This is a genomic window from Enterococcus sp. LJL98 (assembly GCF_054871745.1).
This window is the reverse complement of record NZ_JBTXLU010000012.1, coordinates 48,744-65,151: the sequence shown is the minus strand read 5'-3', so window position 1 is coordinate 65,151 and position 16,408 is coordinate 48,744. Positions and strand designations below refer to the sequence as shown.

General features: G+C 42.2%; 11 protein-coding genes. 1 reads left to right on the top strand and 10 read right to left on the bottom strand.

Annotated features, from left to right (window positions below):
- Positions 1 to 48: 48 nt before the first annotated feature.
- Positions 49 to 1,344, bottom strand: coding sequence for a PTS sugar transporter subunit IIC (locus tag ACYSNO_RS10155; RefSeq protein WP_461730973.1), 1,296 nt, complete (start codon positions 1,342 to 1,344; stop codon positions 49 to 51).
- A 17-nt stretch (positions 1,345 to 1,361) separates the two neighbouring features.
- Complete coding sequence (locus ACYSNO_RS10150; RefSeq protein ID WP_461730972.1) at positions 1,362 to 1,979, bottom strand: AAA family ATPase; 618 nt, start codon at positions 1,977 to 1,979, stop codon at positions 1,362 to 1,364.
- 43 nt (positions 1,980 to 2,022) lie between these two features.
- Here ACYSNO_RS10150 and ACYSNO_RS10145 point away from each other — a divergent pair, with 43 nt between their 5' ends.
- The gene (locus ACYSNO_RS10145) at positions 2,023 to 2,742 is read left to right on the top strand and encodes a MurR/RpiR family transcriptional regulator (RefSeq protein ID WP_461730971.1); all 720 of its coding nucleotides are present in this window, start codon (positions 2,023 to 2,025) and stop codon (positions 2,740 to 2,742) included.
- Positions 2,743 to 2,914: 172 nt separating this feature from the next.
- Here ACYSNO_RS10145 and ACYSNO_RS10140 read toward each other — a convergent pair whose 3' ends face one another.
- From ACYSNO_RS10140 to ACYSNO_RS10105, 8 genes are all read right to left on the bottom strand, one after another.
- Positions 2,915 to 4,894, bottom strand: coding sequence for a heavy metal translocating P-type ATPase (locus tag ACYSNO_RS10140; protein WP_461730970.1), 1,980 nt, complete (start codon positions 4,892 to 4,894; stop codon positions 2,915 to 2,917).
- An 84-nt stretch (positions 4,895 to 4,978) separates the two neighbouring features.
- Positions 4,979 to 6,625 carry a right-handed parallel beta-helix repeat-containing protein gene (locus ACYSNO_RS10135; protein WP_461730969.1) on the bottom strand — a complete coding sequence of 549 codons (1,647 nt, stop codon included), beginning with the start codon at positions 6,623 to 6,625 and terminating at the stop codon, positions 4,979 to 4,981.
- Positions 6,626 to 6,888: 263 nt separating this feature from the next.
- On the bottom strand, positions 6,889 to 8,739 hold the full coding sequence (locus tag ACYSNO_RS10130; RefSeq protein ID WP_461730968.1) for a heavy metal translocating P-type ATPase: 1,851 nt from the start codon (positions 8,737 to 8,739) through the stop codon (positions 6,889 to 6,891).
- A 192-nt stretch (positions 8,740 to 8,931) separates the two neighbouring features.
- Positions 8,932 to 9,747, bottom strand: coding sequence for a carbohydrate ABC transporter permease (locus tag ACYSNO_RS10125; protein WP_461730967.1), 816 nt, complete (start codon positions 9,745 to 9,747; stop codon positions 8,932 to 8,934).
- Positions 9,744 to 10,634 (bottom strand): carbohydrate ABC transporter permease, encoded by an 891-nt coding sequence (locus tag ACYSNO_RS10120; protein WP_461730966.1) that lies wholly within the window; start codon positions 10,632 to 10,634, stop codon positions 9,744 to 9,746. Before ACYSNO_RS10120 ends, ACYSNO_RS10125 begins: the two co-directional genes overlap by 4 nt.
- Positions 10,635 to 10,702: 68 nt before the next feature.
- Complete coding sequence (locus ACYSNO_RS10115; protein ID WP_461730965.1) at positions 10,703 to 12,013, bottom strand: ABC transporter substrate-binding protein; 1,311 nt, start codon at positions 12,011 to 12,013, stop codon at positions 10,703 to 10,705.
- Positions 12,014 to 12,028: 15 nt separating this feature from the next.
- The gene (locus ACYSNO_RS10110; RefSeq protein ID WP_461730964.1) at positions 12,029 to 15,088 is read right to left on the bottom strand and encodes a glycoside hydrolase family 2 TIM barrel-domain containing protein; all 3,060 of its coding nucleotides are present in this window, start codon (positions 15,086 to 15,088) and stop codon (positions 12,029 to 12,031) included.
- 147 nt (positions 15,089 to 15,235) lie between these two features.
- Positions 15,236 to 16,243 carry a LacI family DNA-binding transcriptional regulator gene (locus tag ACYSNO_RS10105; RefSeq protein ID WP_461730963.1) on the bottom strand — a complete coding sequence of 336 codons (1,008 nt, stop codon included), beginning with the start codon at positions 16,241 to 16,243 and terminating at the stop codon, positions 15,236 to 15,238.
- Positions 16,244 to 16,408: the final 165 nt, after the last annotated feature.

The window sequence follows — 16,408 nt, the reverse complement described above, 5'->3', positions numbered from 1 at the left end:
AATGACAACAAAAAAACCAAAGCCTCGGCCTTGGTTTTTTTGTTGCGTTTATTTTTCTTCTTCTAAGCGATTTTTTTCCATAATTTTAAAGAATGGGTAATAAATGATCGCACTCGTAAAGACTAAGAAGAGTGTGAAGACGACATTTCGCCAATCCATACTCGATAAGTAGGCTTGGGCAACAAATGGTGTAAAGGATGGATCAATAATGAATCCCAATCCAATCAGACCAATCTTTTGAGCAAAGTAAGTCAAAAGTAAATTGACAATCGGTGCCACTAAGAAAGGAAAAGCTAAGATCGGATTAAATACAATCGGTAAGCCAAAGATCACGGGCTCGTTAATCGAGCACAAACCTGGAATCAATGAAATTTTTCCAATCGTACGGAACTCACTGACCTTGCTACGCATCATTAAAATGACTAAGCCCATTGTAGCCCCGGCACCGCCCATCACTGAAATACGGAACATTTGTAAGTTCATTAAGTGCGTCATCGCTTCGCCATTTGCTAATTGATCGGCATTGTAACCTGTTTGCGCGATTCCTAAAGTAAAGACGAGTGGGAAAATAATCGAAGAACCGTTAATCCCAAAGAGCCACATAATGTTTCCTAGAGTAACAATTAATAAGAAGCCACCTAAGCTTCCAGCTAAATCGGTCGCCGGCGTTAAGACTTGCATCACGGCTTCTGGGAAAATCTGCTTAGTTGTTGCTAAGAAAATTAAGTTCATTCCATAAAAAATCACGATATTGGCTAAAAGTGGTAACAAGGTATTCATGAAAGTCGTCACCATTGGTGGGACCGTATCTGGTAAAGAGAATTGAATTTTCTTGGTTTCAAAGACACGGGCAATCTCGACTGAAAGCAACCCAATAATAATTGCCACGAAGAGACCGTTCGTTCCTAAGTAGTTTAAATTGATGCTTCCTTCTGTTACTGGCGTACAAACCATGGCAAAAGTAACTAAGGCCATCATCCCATTCATGGACGCATTGAGTCCGTAATCTTTCGCTAAAGAATAGGCAATTCCAAAGGCACTAATTAATCCAACCAACCCCATGGTTAAATTATAAGGCGCGGTGATGACGTCATAATTGGCTACAGCAAACTCTTTCCAACTGGCTAAAAAGCGCAAGAAGATCCCCGCAGTTTCAGGATTGTATTGCTCCATATTAATCGATGGGTTCGCAAAGATTAAGAAAAACGAACCGATTACGATAAACGGCAAACCAAACATCATTCCCGTTGAGATGGCCTGTAGGTGACGCTGATTCCCTAATTTTGCTGCCATTGGACTTAAAAGACGATTGAGTTGATCGACGAACCCGGCTGACTTTTTCATTCTATTTTCCCCCTATGTTACACTTGCCAAGTATTAAACTGGAAAGCATCTTCTACTGGATTTTTTGGATCATAGTGTTTCAAAATTTCATCGTAACGCTCTTTGTAATCATTGTCGACTGCCATTTGAGGAATGACTTTACTTGCTTCATGTAAGAAGTGGTGTGAATCGCGTCCCATTTCCATGCCACGTGTCGTATGTTTATCAAGTGCATAATCAGGAATTTCCGGCACATAGCCCATTGCAAAACTCTTGATCATAATATTTTTTAATAAGTCTGACGAACGGTCTTTTTCGCAAGCACATAGGTAACGAATCGCATGAATAATAAACATTAAACGATCCGATTCGTTGTACTGAAATTCTTTACGCATTTGGTTAAAGTTGTTCACCATGATTGCTGCTTGGGGATCGCCCATGCCAATGTCTTCAACTGAAATGGCAAGCAAACGACGCCATAATTTTTCCTCATATTGCGGGGATGTGATATACATTTCGTAAGCAAACTCACACGCCTCTTTTTCATAGCCACGACGAATCGATTTTTGTAAGGCTGAGATGACCTCATCGCCAGCTAAACCGTTTCTTGTGGTCGTTCTTGCCCAAGGGTCTTGAATGATTTTTTTCTTTTCCATGGTATAATGCTCCTATCTAGATTTTTATTGGGGTGATACTAAGATGAATATTGAAAATTTAATTGAAAAATATCAATTAAATGATTCCGAAGCTCGTGCCCTTCGTTTTATGGATGAAGAAAAAGAAGGGTTGAAAAAAATGGGAATTCGTGAAGTCGCCAAGCATGCCTTTGTCTCGACTGCCAGTATCGTCAATATGTCGAAAAAAATTGGTTTTTCAGGTTATAGCGAACTGGTTTTTTACTTACAATCGCCGATGACGGCGCCTGCCTCCGGACCTGTAGATTTAGTGACTGAGGAGGAAAAGCATCAATTTGCCAAACTTTTACAAACGTACCGTGAGAAGCGAATGATGGTTTTAGCTTCTGGTTTTTCACAAAACATTGCCAACTATATGAATGAAGCCTTAAATCTTTATGGGTTTCGTGCAACTGCCAACAGCCATCTTGAGTTTTTACGTGAAAATGTTGAGGAAGAAATTTTGCTGCTCATTATTTCGAATTCTGGGAATACACAGCGTTTGGTCGAATTAGCAGAAGTTGCAAAAAAACATCAACTGGCCACCATCGCTTTTGTTGGTGAACGCCATTCTAAAATTGGTGAATTAGCGACGCTTACGATTAGTACGGAAACGTATTCTCCTCGTACTTTACAAGAACAGGCACCCAATCTTTTTTTCGGCACCGCCCTCAATCAATTCGAGTGGCTTTTGCATGCGGCTTTAGCCGAGATCTTTGATTCGTCAACTTCTACTGTATTATAACGAGGAAAATGAGATTTGTATGAATTTTTGGTTATTTATAAAATTTTTCAACGATTTTAAAACATGTTTAGCCTTAAAGACGAATTTTGAAACCATTTTTCATTTTGTTTGTTCGACTAAACAGAAAAAAGCCCCTTCTTTCATTATTTTTTCAGAAAGAAGGAGCTTTTTTTTATTTTTTGATTGGAGCTAAGAGTCGCAAGCCATTTAAAATCACGACCAGCGTGCTGCCTTCATGAACCAAGACTCCAATCCCAATATCAATTTTCCCTAAAAAGTTTAAAATCACTAAAGCAATGACGACAAACATCGAGAAAATCATGTTTTGCCACACAATTCTCTCCAATTTCTTAGCGATTTGATGGGCATACTTAAAGCGGGTTAAATCATTTTTCATAATCACTGCGTCCGCGACATCGATGGCAACATCGGTTCCGTCCCCCATCGCAAATCCAATATCTGCTTTCACAAGCGCTGGCGCATCGTTCACACCATCTCCCATCATAACGGTTGTACCATAAGTTTTTTGTAGTGATTCGACAATCAAGGATTTGTTTTCTGGTAAGACATTCCCCTTCACTTCATCAATCCCAAGAAGTTTGCCCACAGCTTGACCCGTCGATTCGGCATCCCCCGTCACCATGACCGTATGGATCGCTTGTGACTTCAGATACTCGATCACTTGCGCAGCAGCTGCTTGCGGTAAATCCATCATCGCAAGGAAGCCGACCACGACATTATTTTCACTAAAGAAAACGACATTTTTCCCTGTCTGTGTTAACGCTTCGGCTTGTTCGAGTAGCTCAAACGGCACTGTTTGAAAGAAATCTTTTTTTCCGATTTGATATTGATTGCCTGCATGAGTTGCTACTAACCCTTTGCCAATCACATTTTCTACCTCTATTTCTGGAGGCGTCACTTCAGAAAAATGAGTGAGAATTGCTTTGGCTAATGGGTGGTTGGCACTTTTTTCCATAGCGACAATCATTTCCGTCCAATGAGAGGCTTTGGCTTCATCAATAAAATAAACATCCGTCACTGAAGGATTCCCTTCCGTCAGCGTGCCGGTTTTATCAAAGGCGGCCACTTTTACTTCAGCTAAATTGGCTAAATAAGCCCCACCCTTAAACAAAACGCCGCGTTTGGCTAAATTTGAAATGCCAGAAAGCGTTGCAGGAATCGCACTGGCAGCCAAAGCACACGGAGAAGCAGAGATCATTAAGACCATGCCGCGATAAAAACTCGTATACCAACCCCAGTCAAAGAGTAAGACTCCAGCCAAAATAAATAAGGGTACGATGGCTAACACCGTATTCACATAAAGCGGTTCAATCCGTTTAATTTTCGTGGCTGTTGGTGACAGGCTCGTCTGTGATTGATTGACTAAGGTTAAAATTTTCGCAAAAACCGTGTCGGCCGAGTCTTTCGTTACTTCCATGGTAAAGGTGCCATGCCCATTGATGGTACTGCCATAAACTTCGGCACCGCTTGATTTTTCTTGCGGCATGCTTTCGCCATTAATGGACGCCTCATTAATCGTACTGCTACCAGAAAGGATCAAGCCATCGGTGGGTACTTGGTCTCCCGGTAATACTTTTAATTGATCGCCAATTTTCAAACTCGCGACATCAACCAGCCGCACTTCACCATCTGCTTGAAGCAAACGCGCTTCGGTCGGATTCATTTTTAATAAAGAGGTAATTTCTCGTTGGCTACGCCCTTCCGCATAGTCCTCTAGAAAGTGAGCCCCCGAAAAAATCAAAATTAATAAGGCGCCTTCGTCAAAGTCACCAATAATCGCTGCGCCAATTGCCGCCAAAGTCATTAAAACGTGAACATTCGGCCACAATTTTTTTAAACGAAAACTGTCTTTGATGGTTTCCCCAATTCCTTCTAAAATGACATGATAACCGGCAGTCAACATGGCACCTAACATGAAGAGATTCGCCAAAATAACCGGTAGGGGTGCGAGCAAGGCGATGACATACAAAGCCAATCCAATAAAATAGAGAACGACTGGTAATTTCCCATGGTCGTGGTGGTGGCCACAACTCGATGCTGCGCCGTGTTTGTGTTCGTGATGCCCTTGGTGACCCTCTGGATGTGAATGATCGCCTTGACAGGTATGTGTGTGTTCTGTCATTGTTTTCATAATAAAAACCTCCCATACGAATATATGAGCATTCGTTCATTTGTCACCTCTATTATATATGAACACACATTCATTTGTCAAAGGTTATTTCTGTCTTTTTTTCTTTCCAATCGACGAAAGCGCACCAACTACCGGCGGGCATAGGCATTCAAAGCCTAGAAAATCCTGCGCGCCCTCCAGTTCTGCTAGCGATTTCCCCACTGGGAAATCGACTGGTGGTTGAAACATTTGCACTCTTTGACGTAAACGCGCAATCGGTTGAGCCAAATCTGCTTCAATTTGTTGCAATCCTTGACTTTCAAGTGAATAGGTGCGATGGGCAGCCAGTGTCTCTTTTAAGTCCGGCAGGGAGACAAATTGTGCCTGGTTTTGATCCGAAAAACGCGTCCAAGCTTGTTCCTGAAAGAAAGTCTTCGTTGGAAAGAGGTTTCCTTGAAAGTGCGAATCCCACGCCAAGGCCGTTTTTCCTAAGCGAAGTTGTTGGTCTTTGGTTTGGACCAGTAGCCAATTGTTTTTAAAATAAGCAAAACCTTGGCCGGTCAAACTGCCATAGAGTGGCTGATTGGCATTTTGGTCGATATAAAAAGTATTGTGATAAATTTTAGGTACCGAAGCATCGAGTGTCTGTGTTTTCGTCGCATGGTCATTAATGATTTCTTCTCCATCTCCCCAGCCGTCATTGGCCGAAATATTGTAACGATACACCGTTTCTGTTTGACTATCCATAACAAGTAGTGCACCGCCACGGTTGTGATGACTATAGTTGTATTGAAAAATGGTCCCGTGGCATTCATTGTCTGCATCAAAGGCTTCCCCATCTTTTTGGCCATAGAGTGTATCAAAAACTTCATTATACTGAAACAAAAGATTGTCACTGCAATGCGCCCAAACAGCAGCATAATAAATTTCATTTAACGCCCAATGGGCACAGTCTTTTACAATGTTGCCTTCAACTAGCCCGGTTGTCGCAATTTCACTCATCACAATGCCGTCTCCTAAGGTTTTTTCAATATAATTATTTTTGATCGTCACGTCCTCACCATTTCGTGGGTAATGGGGCCAAGCGCCGCCTTCCACCTTGGTACGAATGCCCTCATGCATGACTCGATAAATAATATTTTGGCTAATCTCAATTTGTTTAAACCCCGCAGTATTGGCAGTATCGGGAATTTGCTTTTGACCATGAATGTCCCGATACTCTGCCAAGACGATAATGCCTCCTGAAATTTTCGCCGAAGCACCTGGCACTTCTCCTCCGGTGTGCGAAACCACATCGTGAATATAACACTGACGAACTTTGATATTTTCAATCCTTGTCCCTTGACGATTCGCTATTAAATAAATTCCTGCTCGGACATAAGGGGCTAAAAAAGGTTGACCCACCCTTTCATCGGTTCCATGATTCGTTAATTCTAATTGTTCAATGCGCCAATGCGATTGGTTTTCTAACAAAATCGTACTACTGTAGACCCCATATTTCGTCCCTCCTCCATGAATGACCGGACGCGCACCCGTGCCATAACTCGCTAGACGAATCGGCGCTTCTTTCGTTCCGCTTCCTTGCGGTTTTATGACACCCATCCATGTATCATCTGTTTTGAGTAAAATTTGATCCCCAGGTTGAAAGACTTGCTGATTGATTTTTTCTAACGTCTTCCAGGGAACTTCTGGTGTCATTCCAGTATTTTGGTCGTTCCCCAGTGAAGCGCTCACATAATAAGTTATTGGCATTTTTTTCTCTCCTTGATTTTTCTTTCTTCTTTTATTTTACCCCATTTTTCAAAGGAAGCGAGAGAAATTTCGCGCAAGGAAACATGCGCGCACCTTATTTATTCAAAATGAAAAACGGAAATGTGACAAAAGTCGTTTTGCTCTGAGAAACTTTACGAAAAAGCCCCGTTTACTGGCCAAACGTTCGTAAAACACCAAGGGGGCTGTGACAGCTGTCACAGCCCCGCATCCATCAGCGATTCATTGTTTCATGCGTACGTCAATCAAAGGCTCGTCTTTTCTTCTTTCAACAAACGAAGGCCATTTAAAATGACTAAAATCGTGCTTCCTTCATGACCAATCACTGCTAGTGGAATCGTCAAGCGTTGCATGACATTCAGACTAATCAGGGTGAAGATGACCAAAATGCTAAAGAGAATGTTTTGCTTGATAATTTTCTTCATCTTTTTCGATAGGCGATGCGTGTAAACCAACTTGGCTAAATTGTTTTCCATAATGACCACGTCGGCCACGTCCATTGCGACGTCTGTTCCTTCACCCATCGCAATTCCTATCGTGGCGGTCGCTAATGCAGGGGCATCATTGACACCATCTCCGACCATCGCATTTTTCCCATAGGCTTCTTTCAGTTGCTGGACATGCCGCACTTTATCTTCTGGTAAAAGAGCGGCTTCATAACTTTTGACGCCGACTTCTTTCGCAACCGTTTTTGCTGTTTCTTGATGGTCCCCCGTTAACATTACAGTTTGAATCCTCGCTTGATTAAAATAAGTCACAGCGGATTTGGCGTGCGGGCTCAAGGTGTCTAACAGTGCAATCCCTCCAACAAAGCGATGATCTTTTTCTACATAAATAACCGTTTTCCCCGCTTGTTTCCACTGCGCCAATTCTGGCGGATCGACAACTTGACTCCGTTTTTTTCCTACGTAATACAGCACGCCGTCGTACCTACTTTGAATCCCTTGTGCGGTCAATTCTTCTGTCATTAACTCAAGACTCCTATACTCTGCTTGCCACTTTCGAACAATTCCTTTGGCTAACGGGTGGGTACTTTTGGCTTCCAAACCAAGAACAAAAGGTAAAAGCGTCGCAGGATCTTCTACCCAATACGCATCCGTCACCTGAAAGGTCCCTTGCGTGAGTGTCCCGGTTTTATCAAAAGCGATACTTTTGATTTCGGCTAATTCTTCAAGATAGGTCCCCCCCTTAAACAACATGCCGTGCCGCGCGCCATTACTGATTGCACTTAATAAAGCTGGTGTTGAGCTTGCCACTAAGGCACACGGACTTGCGACAACTAACAAATTGACCCCTCGATAAAAACTTTCGCTCCAATCCCAAGAAAAGCCAAAGCGAAAGAATAAAATCGCTAGAGGCACACTGATGAGGATCAAAAGAACGTAACGGTTTTCGACCCGTTGGATAAAACTCTCGGTCTTGGTTTGACTATTTTGTGCGGTTTCAACTAATTGAATGATTTTTGCAAACACCGTCTCGGAACGACTCTTATTGACTTCTATTTTTAAGACGTCACCCAAATTTAGCGTCCCGCCATAAACTTCTTCACCGACAACTTTCAAGCGCGGCACACTCTCACCATTGACTACTGACTCATCGATTTCGGAAGCCCCATGAATAATTTGGCCATCCGTTGGGATATGTTCCCCTTTAAAAACGGCCAACTGGTCTCCAATCAAAAGATCTGTAGTCTCTACCATTTCATAGGTACCGTCCGCTTGCATGCGGCGCGCTTTTTTTGGTTGGCGTTCAACGAGGCGATTGATTTCACGGGCACTTTTTTCGGTCGTGTATTCTTCTAGTAAATGGCTTAAGCTAAAAATAAAAATTAATAAAGCCCCCTCACGCCAATCTCCAATCAAGCCTGCACTTAAGGCCGCTAAAATCATTAATAAATCTACATTGAAATGTTTTTCTCTGACGAACTCTCGCAGGCCAGCCAACGTAATTTCCAGACCACCACTGATGACAGAAGCCAAATAAATGAAGGCACTCCCTGGCCACTGAAAACCAAATTCAAGAATGAAACCCGCCACTAAAAAGACGATACAACTAACGGTGCTAATGAAGGTCCTCTTCTCTTTGATTTTTTCCAACGAAATCCCCTCCTTTGTTTCATACTCCCTTAACATTAGCACCCTTTTTATGGATATGATAGGCGTTTTCCTCAACTGAAAGCGATTCTCATTGTCAATCAATGAGGGCTACTTTGCACAAAAAAAAGAGAAGGTTCCCTCTCTTTTAGAAAAGGGACCCTCATCGACTGGTTATTATGAACGAGTGCCTGATTACTTAACGGACCCCAACATACCAGCAACAAAGTACTTTTGAAGCACGAAAAAGACCACGGCCGTTGGAATCGTTGCGAGCACAATGGCTAACATCATTAAACCAAAATCAGGTGTATAACTTGAACCTAGGTTGGAGATTAAAAGAGGCAAGGTTTGTTTTTCAGGCGTCTGTAAAATAATTAAGGGCCAAATGTAGCTATTCCAGCTGCTCATAAAGGTAATAATACCGGCCGCTGCATAGGTGGTACGCATTGTCGGCACATAAATACGCGTGAATAAACCAATTTCTGATAAGCCGTCAATCCGTCCAGCTTCAAGTAAAGATTTTGGAAACATCCGTGTGTTTTGGCGAAAAAAGAAGATTAAAAAAGCAGTCGTCAGATAAGGCAAAATAACCGCAGAGATCGTATCAATCCCAATTGCAGGAATCACTTGTGAAATTTGACCAAACATTTGGAATAAAGGAATCATGATTGCTGCAAAGGGAATCATCATTGATAAGAGCAAAAGATTAAAAATAATCTCTTTCCCTTTACTCTTGTGAATTTCAAAACCATAGCCAGCAAGTGAGGCAATGAATAAAGAAAAAACGGTTTGCAAGACGGCAATTTTCGCACTATTCCACATTGCGCCGCCAATATTGTATTGACTCATTAAATTTTTGAAATTTTGAATGAGATAGCTGCCGGGTAGTAAGGCGCCTTTTGTAATATCGACCGAGTGATTCGTTGCACTGACCAACATAAAATAAAAAGGAAAGGCAAAGACGATTGAAAATAAGCCTAAGAAACCATACATCATTATTTTTTTCATTTTTCTTTTCCTCCTACTTTAAATTGAACAATCGATAACACGATAACCATTAAAACAATCGCATACGAAACGGCAGCGGCATAACCAAAGTCAGGCGTGTATTTGAAGGAAAGGTTATAAATGTATTGCGAGATGGTTGTCGTCGCATTCCCTGGTCCACCTTGCGTCAAGTTCATTGGTTCGTCAAATAATTGCAAGGTACCAATCGTAGATGTGACCGATGAAAATAAAATAACCGGCTTCAACATTGGAACGGTGATATGGAAAAATTGTTTCACCGGACTTGCCCCATCAATCCTCGCTGCTTCATAAATACTCGGTTCAATATTTTGTAAAGCCGATAGGAAAAAGATCATATTATATCCCGTCCAGCGCCAAGTAATGGCTAAAATAATGACTACTTTTGACCAAAATGGGCTTGAGAAAAAAGCAATCGGTTCAGAAATAAGATGACTGTTTACTAATAAATGATTGATTATCCCATTATTCGAAAACAATGATTTAAAGACAATCGAATAAGCAACGAGTGACGTGACGGCTGGTAAAAATAGAATCGTCCGAAAAACTCCTTTTAGCTTAACGGCTTGGTTGTTTAAAACGACGGAAAAAAACATCGCTAACAAGACCATTACTGGCACTTGAAAAATTAAAAAAAGTAAGGTATTTTTCGTAGCAGTAATAAACGTTGGATCTGAAAATAGACGTCGATAGTTCGCCAAGCCAACAAAGGACAAGTGATTTCCTGAACCTGATTTTAAAGATAGAATAAACGCTTGTACCATTGGATAGAAATAAAAAACGACAATTAATGCGACGGACAACAAGACAAAAGCCCAACCGACAATCGTTTGCTTTCTTTTCGTCTGACTTAATTTCAATGCTTCCATAAATAACGCTCCCCCTTTAATTTAAAAGAGTTTAAGGCAGTTGTTTTTGCCTTAAACTCCTTCATTGCTTACTTCACTTGTGTTTCAGCAGTTTTTTGTGTCTGAGATAAGACGGTTGTCAGATCGCTTCCATTTAAATAATCTTGCAAAGCCACTTTCGCTAAATCTTCAAAAGCATAGGTATTTTTCCCGAAATTAACTGAGGGAATCTGCGTTGCCCAGTCCATAAATTGGACATTGATTGCTTGGTCGCCAAAGAATGGGACGGTTGCTTGATAGGCTGGTGTTTCACTGGCAGGTGCATAAGAACCTAGAGCCCCAATCTCAGTAATCAGTTTTTCATAAAAAGCGGTACTACTTCCAAACGTCTCTGAGACAAATTTGGCTGCTTTTTCTTTTCCATCAATGTTTAGCACGTAAACAGAAGAACCACCGAGGTTTGAGGCATTGGTTGCATTTGTTACCCCGTCTTGTCGAGGGATTGGAACAATTCGCCAATCGCCTGCTTGATCGCTTTCAGCTGTCACCGAAGGGGTAATCCAATTTCCTTGCACCACTGCAGCGACTTCTCCGTTGTTAAAGTTTGCTAACAACTGGTCCCAGCCGTTATGAGTTGCCATTACGCCATCATCCAACATCGCTTTGATGTCTTCGAAGCCTTTTGCTAAAGAAGCGTTTCCTTCAAAGGTAGGGGTGGCACCATCTTCTCCAGAATACCATGCCCCACTTGATTGCATCATGACCCGTAGCAAGCCAAGGTCGTTCATGTCATTTGAAAACATTGCTTTGCCTGTCTTTTCTTTCACGATTTTTCCTAACTCGCGAAACTCATCCCAAGTGATGTTTTCAAAATCAGCCGTCGTCAAACCTGCTTCTTCAATGATTGATTGGCGTAAATAAAGGCCGGTGACTCCTGAATCAAAAGGGATGGCATAGTGGACCTGATTGCTACTGGTCGCATCTACCTTATAGGACATAAATTGATCGGCATCGAGTAAATCGGTTAAGGGATAAAAGGCATCGGGGTAAGCGTCTAGGAAACTTTTCGCGCGATAGTCTTCAATTAAAACAATATTTGGCAGCCCTTTTGTTGTTCCAGAACTCAAACTCGTATTTAGTTTTTGAACAATATCTGCTTGGGCATTTTCAACGATATTCAATTGAAAATCAGGATGTTCTTCTTGATAAAATGCTTGGGCGGTTTCAAAAGCAGCGATATTAAATTTCGGATCCCAAGCCCAGACGGTTAATGCACCTTTGGCTTTTGTGTCTTGCGATGACTCGTCTTTTCCTGAAGTCCCTCCAGTACCACAAGCTGCAAGTAACAAAGTCAGGCCGAGTGTTGTTAAACCGGTAATCATTTTTTTCGAAAGTTTCATCTTTTTTTCCTCCTCTTATTTAGTGATTTGTTTCAAGGCAAAACCAAACTCAAAATCTGCTAAAGACAGGCGATGTTGCGGCAATACATCGGGTCCACAGCTCGCCGACCCCAATCCGTATTGGGCAAAGTCAATCGTCAACTCAACAAAATCAGCCGTTTTCAAGTCATAGGTGTGTTCGGCGGCATCAAGCATTTCTGTCGTGTAATTACGAATACTAAAATGAAAGGGTTGACTGACTTGTTCGATGAAAAGACCCGTCTTTGCGGCATTTCGAATGCTTACGTGACGTGTATCCATCCGATTGCCATTTTCTTGTGGTTTCACGTAGGGTGTAAACAATTCAGGGACGGATTTTTCCCAAACATCAATAAAACCGGCTGTTTGACTATCCACGTAACTTTCATTTGGTCCTTTCCCATACCAGGTCACCAACTGTTGTTCTTTTGGTAGCTGCATGCGCCACCCAATTCGTGGCAAAGTAGCTGGATGGTTACCAAATGGCTGCCCGCTCACGTGAATCTTTAGCGCATCGTCTGCGGTTACTTGATAAGTGGTCGTCAATTCGATTCCCCAATCTTTTGTTTTCGGCATCATGCGACTTTGTACGCGAACGGTCACTTGGTCGGCTTCCACCTGATTGTCAAATGCCACCAGCCGTTCTTCTAATAAATGCACTCCATAAGACAACCATTCCTTTAAGACTACCGGGGCAAAAAATTCATCGATTCCCAAGCGATCATTATCGGTTATCGCTCGCCAGAAATGCGGCGTGAACTTTTGTAAAACAACTTCCTCTTGTGCATTCAACCATTTTTCTAATTGACCATTCAGACGATTAAAAGTTAAGCTGAGTTGCTTTGTTTTAATTGTAACAGTCGTCGGTGTCTCATGGACGGTCACCGACGTTTCTTCTGGTTGAATCGTCTGTTGGTAGCTGTGAATAACCACTTGCTCCCAGGCGACCGCTTGGAAGAATGTCCGGTTTTTTTCTTCCTTCTCAAAGAATAAGAGCGACAAGACACTTTCTCCTTGTATTTGATCGAGTTGATCGAGCGCTGCACAAACTTCCTCTGGCAGATCAAGTGTTAACTGATGCCGCGCAGCTAAATGAAAGGGCGGAATTTCGAGTTCGAATAAGCATTGATCCTCTTGTTTTAGTAGAAAAACAGGTTGTAGCTCTTGCAAATTTTTAAAATCATAGCGATTGATGAGAGTGAATTTTCGTGCTTCCAAATCAAATGTTCCTTCAACCGGCTGGATTACTTTTTTAAATTCAAATAACGCCGGTGAAGGTTGGCGGTTGGGAAAAATGAGTCCGTCAATCACAAAGTTGCTGTCGTGCGGGGTTTCTCCAAAATCACCGCCGTATTGGTAGTAGATTTCGCCCTCGGATGTCTTTCCTTGGATTCCATGATCGATCCACTCCCAGATAAAGCCACCTTGAATTCGTGGATAGCGATAAAAAATTTCTTGGTATTCTTTTAAGCCGCCGGGACCATTTCCCATCGCATGACCGTATTCACATAAAATATGCGGTTGTTGCAGCTCGACACGTTTCCCTTGTTCGGCCATTCGTTCAGATGACGTATACATAGTGGAATAAAGATCTCCCGCTTCATTTTCAGTCCTTAAATTCTTCGAGAAAATTTCACGCGTTTCGCCCTCATAATGAACAAGGCGTGTGTCATCTCTTTTTTTCGTCCAGTTAGCCATTTTCAAATGATTGACGCCATATCCAGATTCATTCCCAAGCGACCACATAATAATCGAAGGATGATTTTTATCCCTTTCGACCATTCGTTGCATCCGATCGAGATAGGTTGGCTCCCAATCAGGGCTGTCACTTAATTCATGCCAACGCCCCACCAATTCCATTCCGTGCGTTTCGATGTCATTTTCATCAATAACGTAAAGGCCATAACGATCACATAGTGCATAAAAGCGCGGATCGTTGGGATAGTGTGCCGTCCGGACTGCATTAATATTAAACGCTTTCATCATTTGGACATCTGCTTCCATCGATTCCAAAGAAACACTGCGTCCACTCGTCGGGTGCCACTCATGGCGATTCACACCCTTAAAAATAATTGGTTCCCCATTGATTTTCAAAAGTCCTTCTTCAATTGCGACTTCACGAAAACCGACTTTTTGCGGAATCATTTGTAAGAGTTGACCTGCGATAAAGACTTCCAGATACATGGTATAAAGGTAAGGCTCTTCTGCATTCCAACTCTGTACATTCGCAAGTTCTAACTCAAAGGTTTCCGTCAATTTTTCTGGTGTCACTTCTACGCTGGCTATTTCTGTATTTTCTGTATTACATAGACGAATCATTAGGGTTGTTTGAGGCAAGAGTTCTTGGAAGACAACTTCAAGCGCCAATAACCCATCGCGATAGGCATTCGTTAAATGACCTTTGACAAAGTAATCAATGATTTCCCCTTTTTTACGTTCAAGTAAATAAACGTCTCTAAAAATGCCACTTAACCACCACATGTCCTGGTCTTCCACATAACTCATGGCCGCCCACTGTAGGACTTTGACTTGTAGCTGATTGGTGCCTTCGATTAAATAGTGGCTAATGTCATACTCGGAAGCCAAACGACTACCCGTTCCATAACCAACATACTGGCCATTCACCCAGACATCAAAAACGGTCTCAACACCAGCAAAATGCAACAAATATCGGGTATCTGGTTCGATCTTTGTCATGTCAAAAGTTCGGACGTAATAGCCTGTAGGATTCGTATTTGGTACAAAAGGTGGATCGACTGGAAAAGGGTATTGCACGTTTGTATAATTTGGTTTGCCAAATCCTTGCATTTGCCATTCTCCAGGGACTTCAATTTTTTCCCAGTGACGTGTGTCTTGGAAGAAAGCTGCTGGTTCATCCAACGGACTGTCCGTCAACAAAAAGTCCCATTGCCCATTTAAGGAGCGTCGATCCTCTGGTGAACTTCCTTCAACAAATGACGCCGCTTTCATTCGATAGGATTGAAAACTTGCTCGTGGCGCTTCTCGGTTCTCCTCGACAATTCTCGGATTTTCATACTTTTGATGCGTAGTAAACAAAATACCCACTCCTTCTCTTTCTTGTTTATGAAACAAGTAACTTTTGTTTAACTATATCGTTTACTAGTTATTCTGTCAAGGCTTATTTTAGACAAAAAGAAAAAGAGCTGCGACGGTGGTCACAACTCTATGAATCTTCCTTCTTTTTTAGCCGCTTTCTCGTTCATAAAGCGTTGTTGGAATCACCACTCGAACGGGGTGGCGCTCGCCATTTTCCAGCCGATCAAGTAAGACTCGTACCCCCATCATCCCCAAATCATCTGCTAAAAAGCGCACCGTCGTCAGGGCAGGCGTTAAAAAGGCTGCTGCTTCGATATCATCAAAACTCACCACTGCGATATCTTCGGGAATGCGGAGATTTCTTTCTTTTAAGGCCCGGTAAACACCAATGGCTAAGGGGTCACTTGCGACAACAAGCGCTTTGGGCAGTTGCTCTCTTTGAAGCAGGCGTTGAGCCGTCTCATAACCCGACTTGACCGTCCATTCACCGAGTTCGTATTGAATGTGGGCTTCTAACCCTTTTTCATGCATCCAGCGCAAATACGTTTCAAAACGGACTTCATTGCCCAACACTTGCTTGCCTTGAAAGCTCCGACGCCCTTCTACGCCTCCAATAAAGCCGATTTTTCGATAATCCTTTTCAAAAAGATAAGCTAATAACGTTCTTGTCGCTTCCGATAAATCGATATAGACGGCATCATAGGCGCTGCTTGCCTTTGGATCATCTAGGACAACCAATTGGCGGCTGATTTTTCCTAGATAATCTAACACGGTTTCCTCCACCGTTCCAATCGAAAGAATGCCACTTTGCTGCTTGATTTCACTTTCGTATTGAGGGATTTCTTCAACTAAGATTTCCTTGGTAATGTCGATTTTTTGTTTTCGACATTCTGCAATAATTCCACTACGAATGGAACGATAGTAAGTATCTTCTGATTCATCTTCACGTGTCACGGCCAAAATCAAGATGATTTTCTTTTTTTCCGACACGCGTTTTTTATTTTTGGTCAAACTATAATCCAATTTTCGTACTGCCAATAAGACCTGCTCTCGGGTTTCCGGTAAAATCGAAAGCGTTGGATCATTATTTAGGACACGAGAGACTGTTGCTGGAGAAACTTTCGCCTCTTTTGCAACATCACGAATCGTCGCCATCCTCACACCCCCACTAAACATCTTTTTGTTTACTAATAATAGCATACTCAAGAGAAAAAGCAATCTTCTTTGTCTCTTTCATTTTCCTTCACTCAAAAAAAAGAACTGTTTCAAAAAACACAGTTCTTTTCATCGGTCAGCCGTCTATAAGAATGCTTGCGGTTG

What these genes read in the sequence shown, in the direction of transcription:
- ACYSNO_RS10155 (WP_461730973.1), bottom strand. Translation starts at nt 1,344, where the DNA reads ATGAAAAAGTCAGCCGGGTTCGTCGATCAACTCAATCGTCTTTTAAGT.
- ACYSNO_RS10150 (WP_461730972.1), bottom strand. Translation starts at nt 1,979, where the DNA reads ATGGAAAAGAAAAAAATCATTCAAGACCCTTGGGCAAGAACGACCACA.
- ACYSNO_RS10145 (WP_461730971.1), top strand. Translation starts at nt 2,023, where the DNA reads ATGAATATTGAAAATTTAATTGAAAAATATCAATTAAATGATTCCGAA.
- ACYSNO_RS10140 (WP_461730970.1), bottom strand. Translation starts at nt 4,894, where the DNA reads ATGAAAACAATGACAGAACACACACATACCTGTCAAGGCGATCATTCA.
- ACYSNO_RS10135 (WP_461730969.1), bottom strand. Translation starts at nt 6,625, where the DNA reads ATGCCAATAACTTATTATGTGAGCGCTTCACTGGGGAACGACCAAAAT.
- ACYSNO_RS10125 (WP_461730967.1), bottom strand. Translation starts at nt 9,747, where the DNA reads ATGAAAAAAATAATGATGTATGGTTTCTTAGGCTTATTTTCAATCGTC.
- ACYSNO_RS10120 (WP_461730966.1), bottom strand. Translation starts at nt 10,634, where the DNA reads ATGGAAGCATTGAAATTAAGTCAGACGAAAAGAAAGCAAACGATTGTC.
- ACYSNO_RS10115 (WP_461730965.1), bottom strand. Translation starts at nt 12,013, where the DNA reads ATGAAACTTTCGAAAAAAATGATTACCGGTTTAACAACACTCGGCCTG.
- ACYSNO_RS10105 (WP_461730963.1), bottom strand. Translation starts at nt 16,243, where the DNA reads ATGGCGACGATTCGTGATGTTGCAAAAGAGGCGAAAGTTTCTCCAGCA.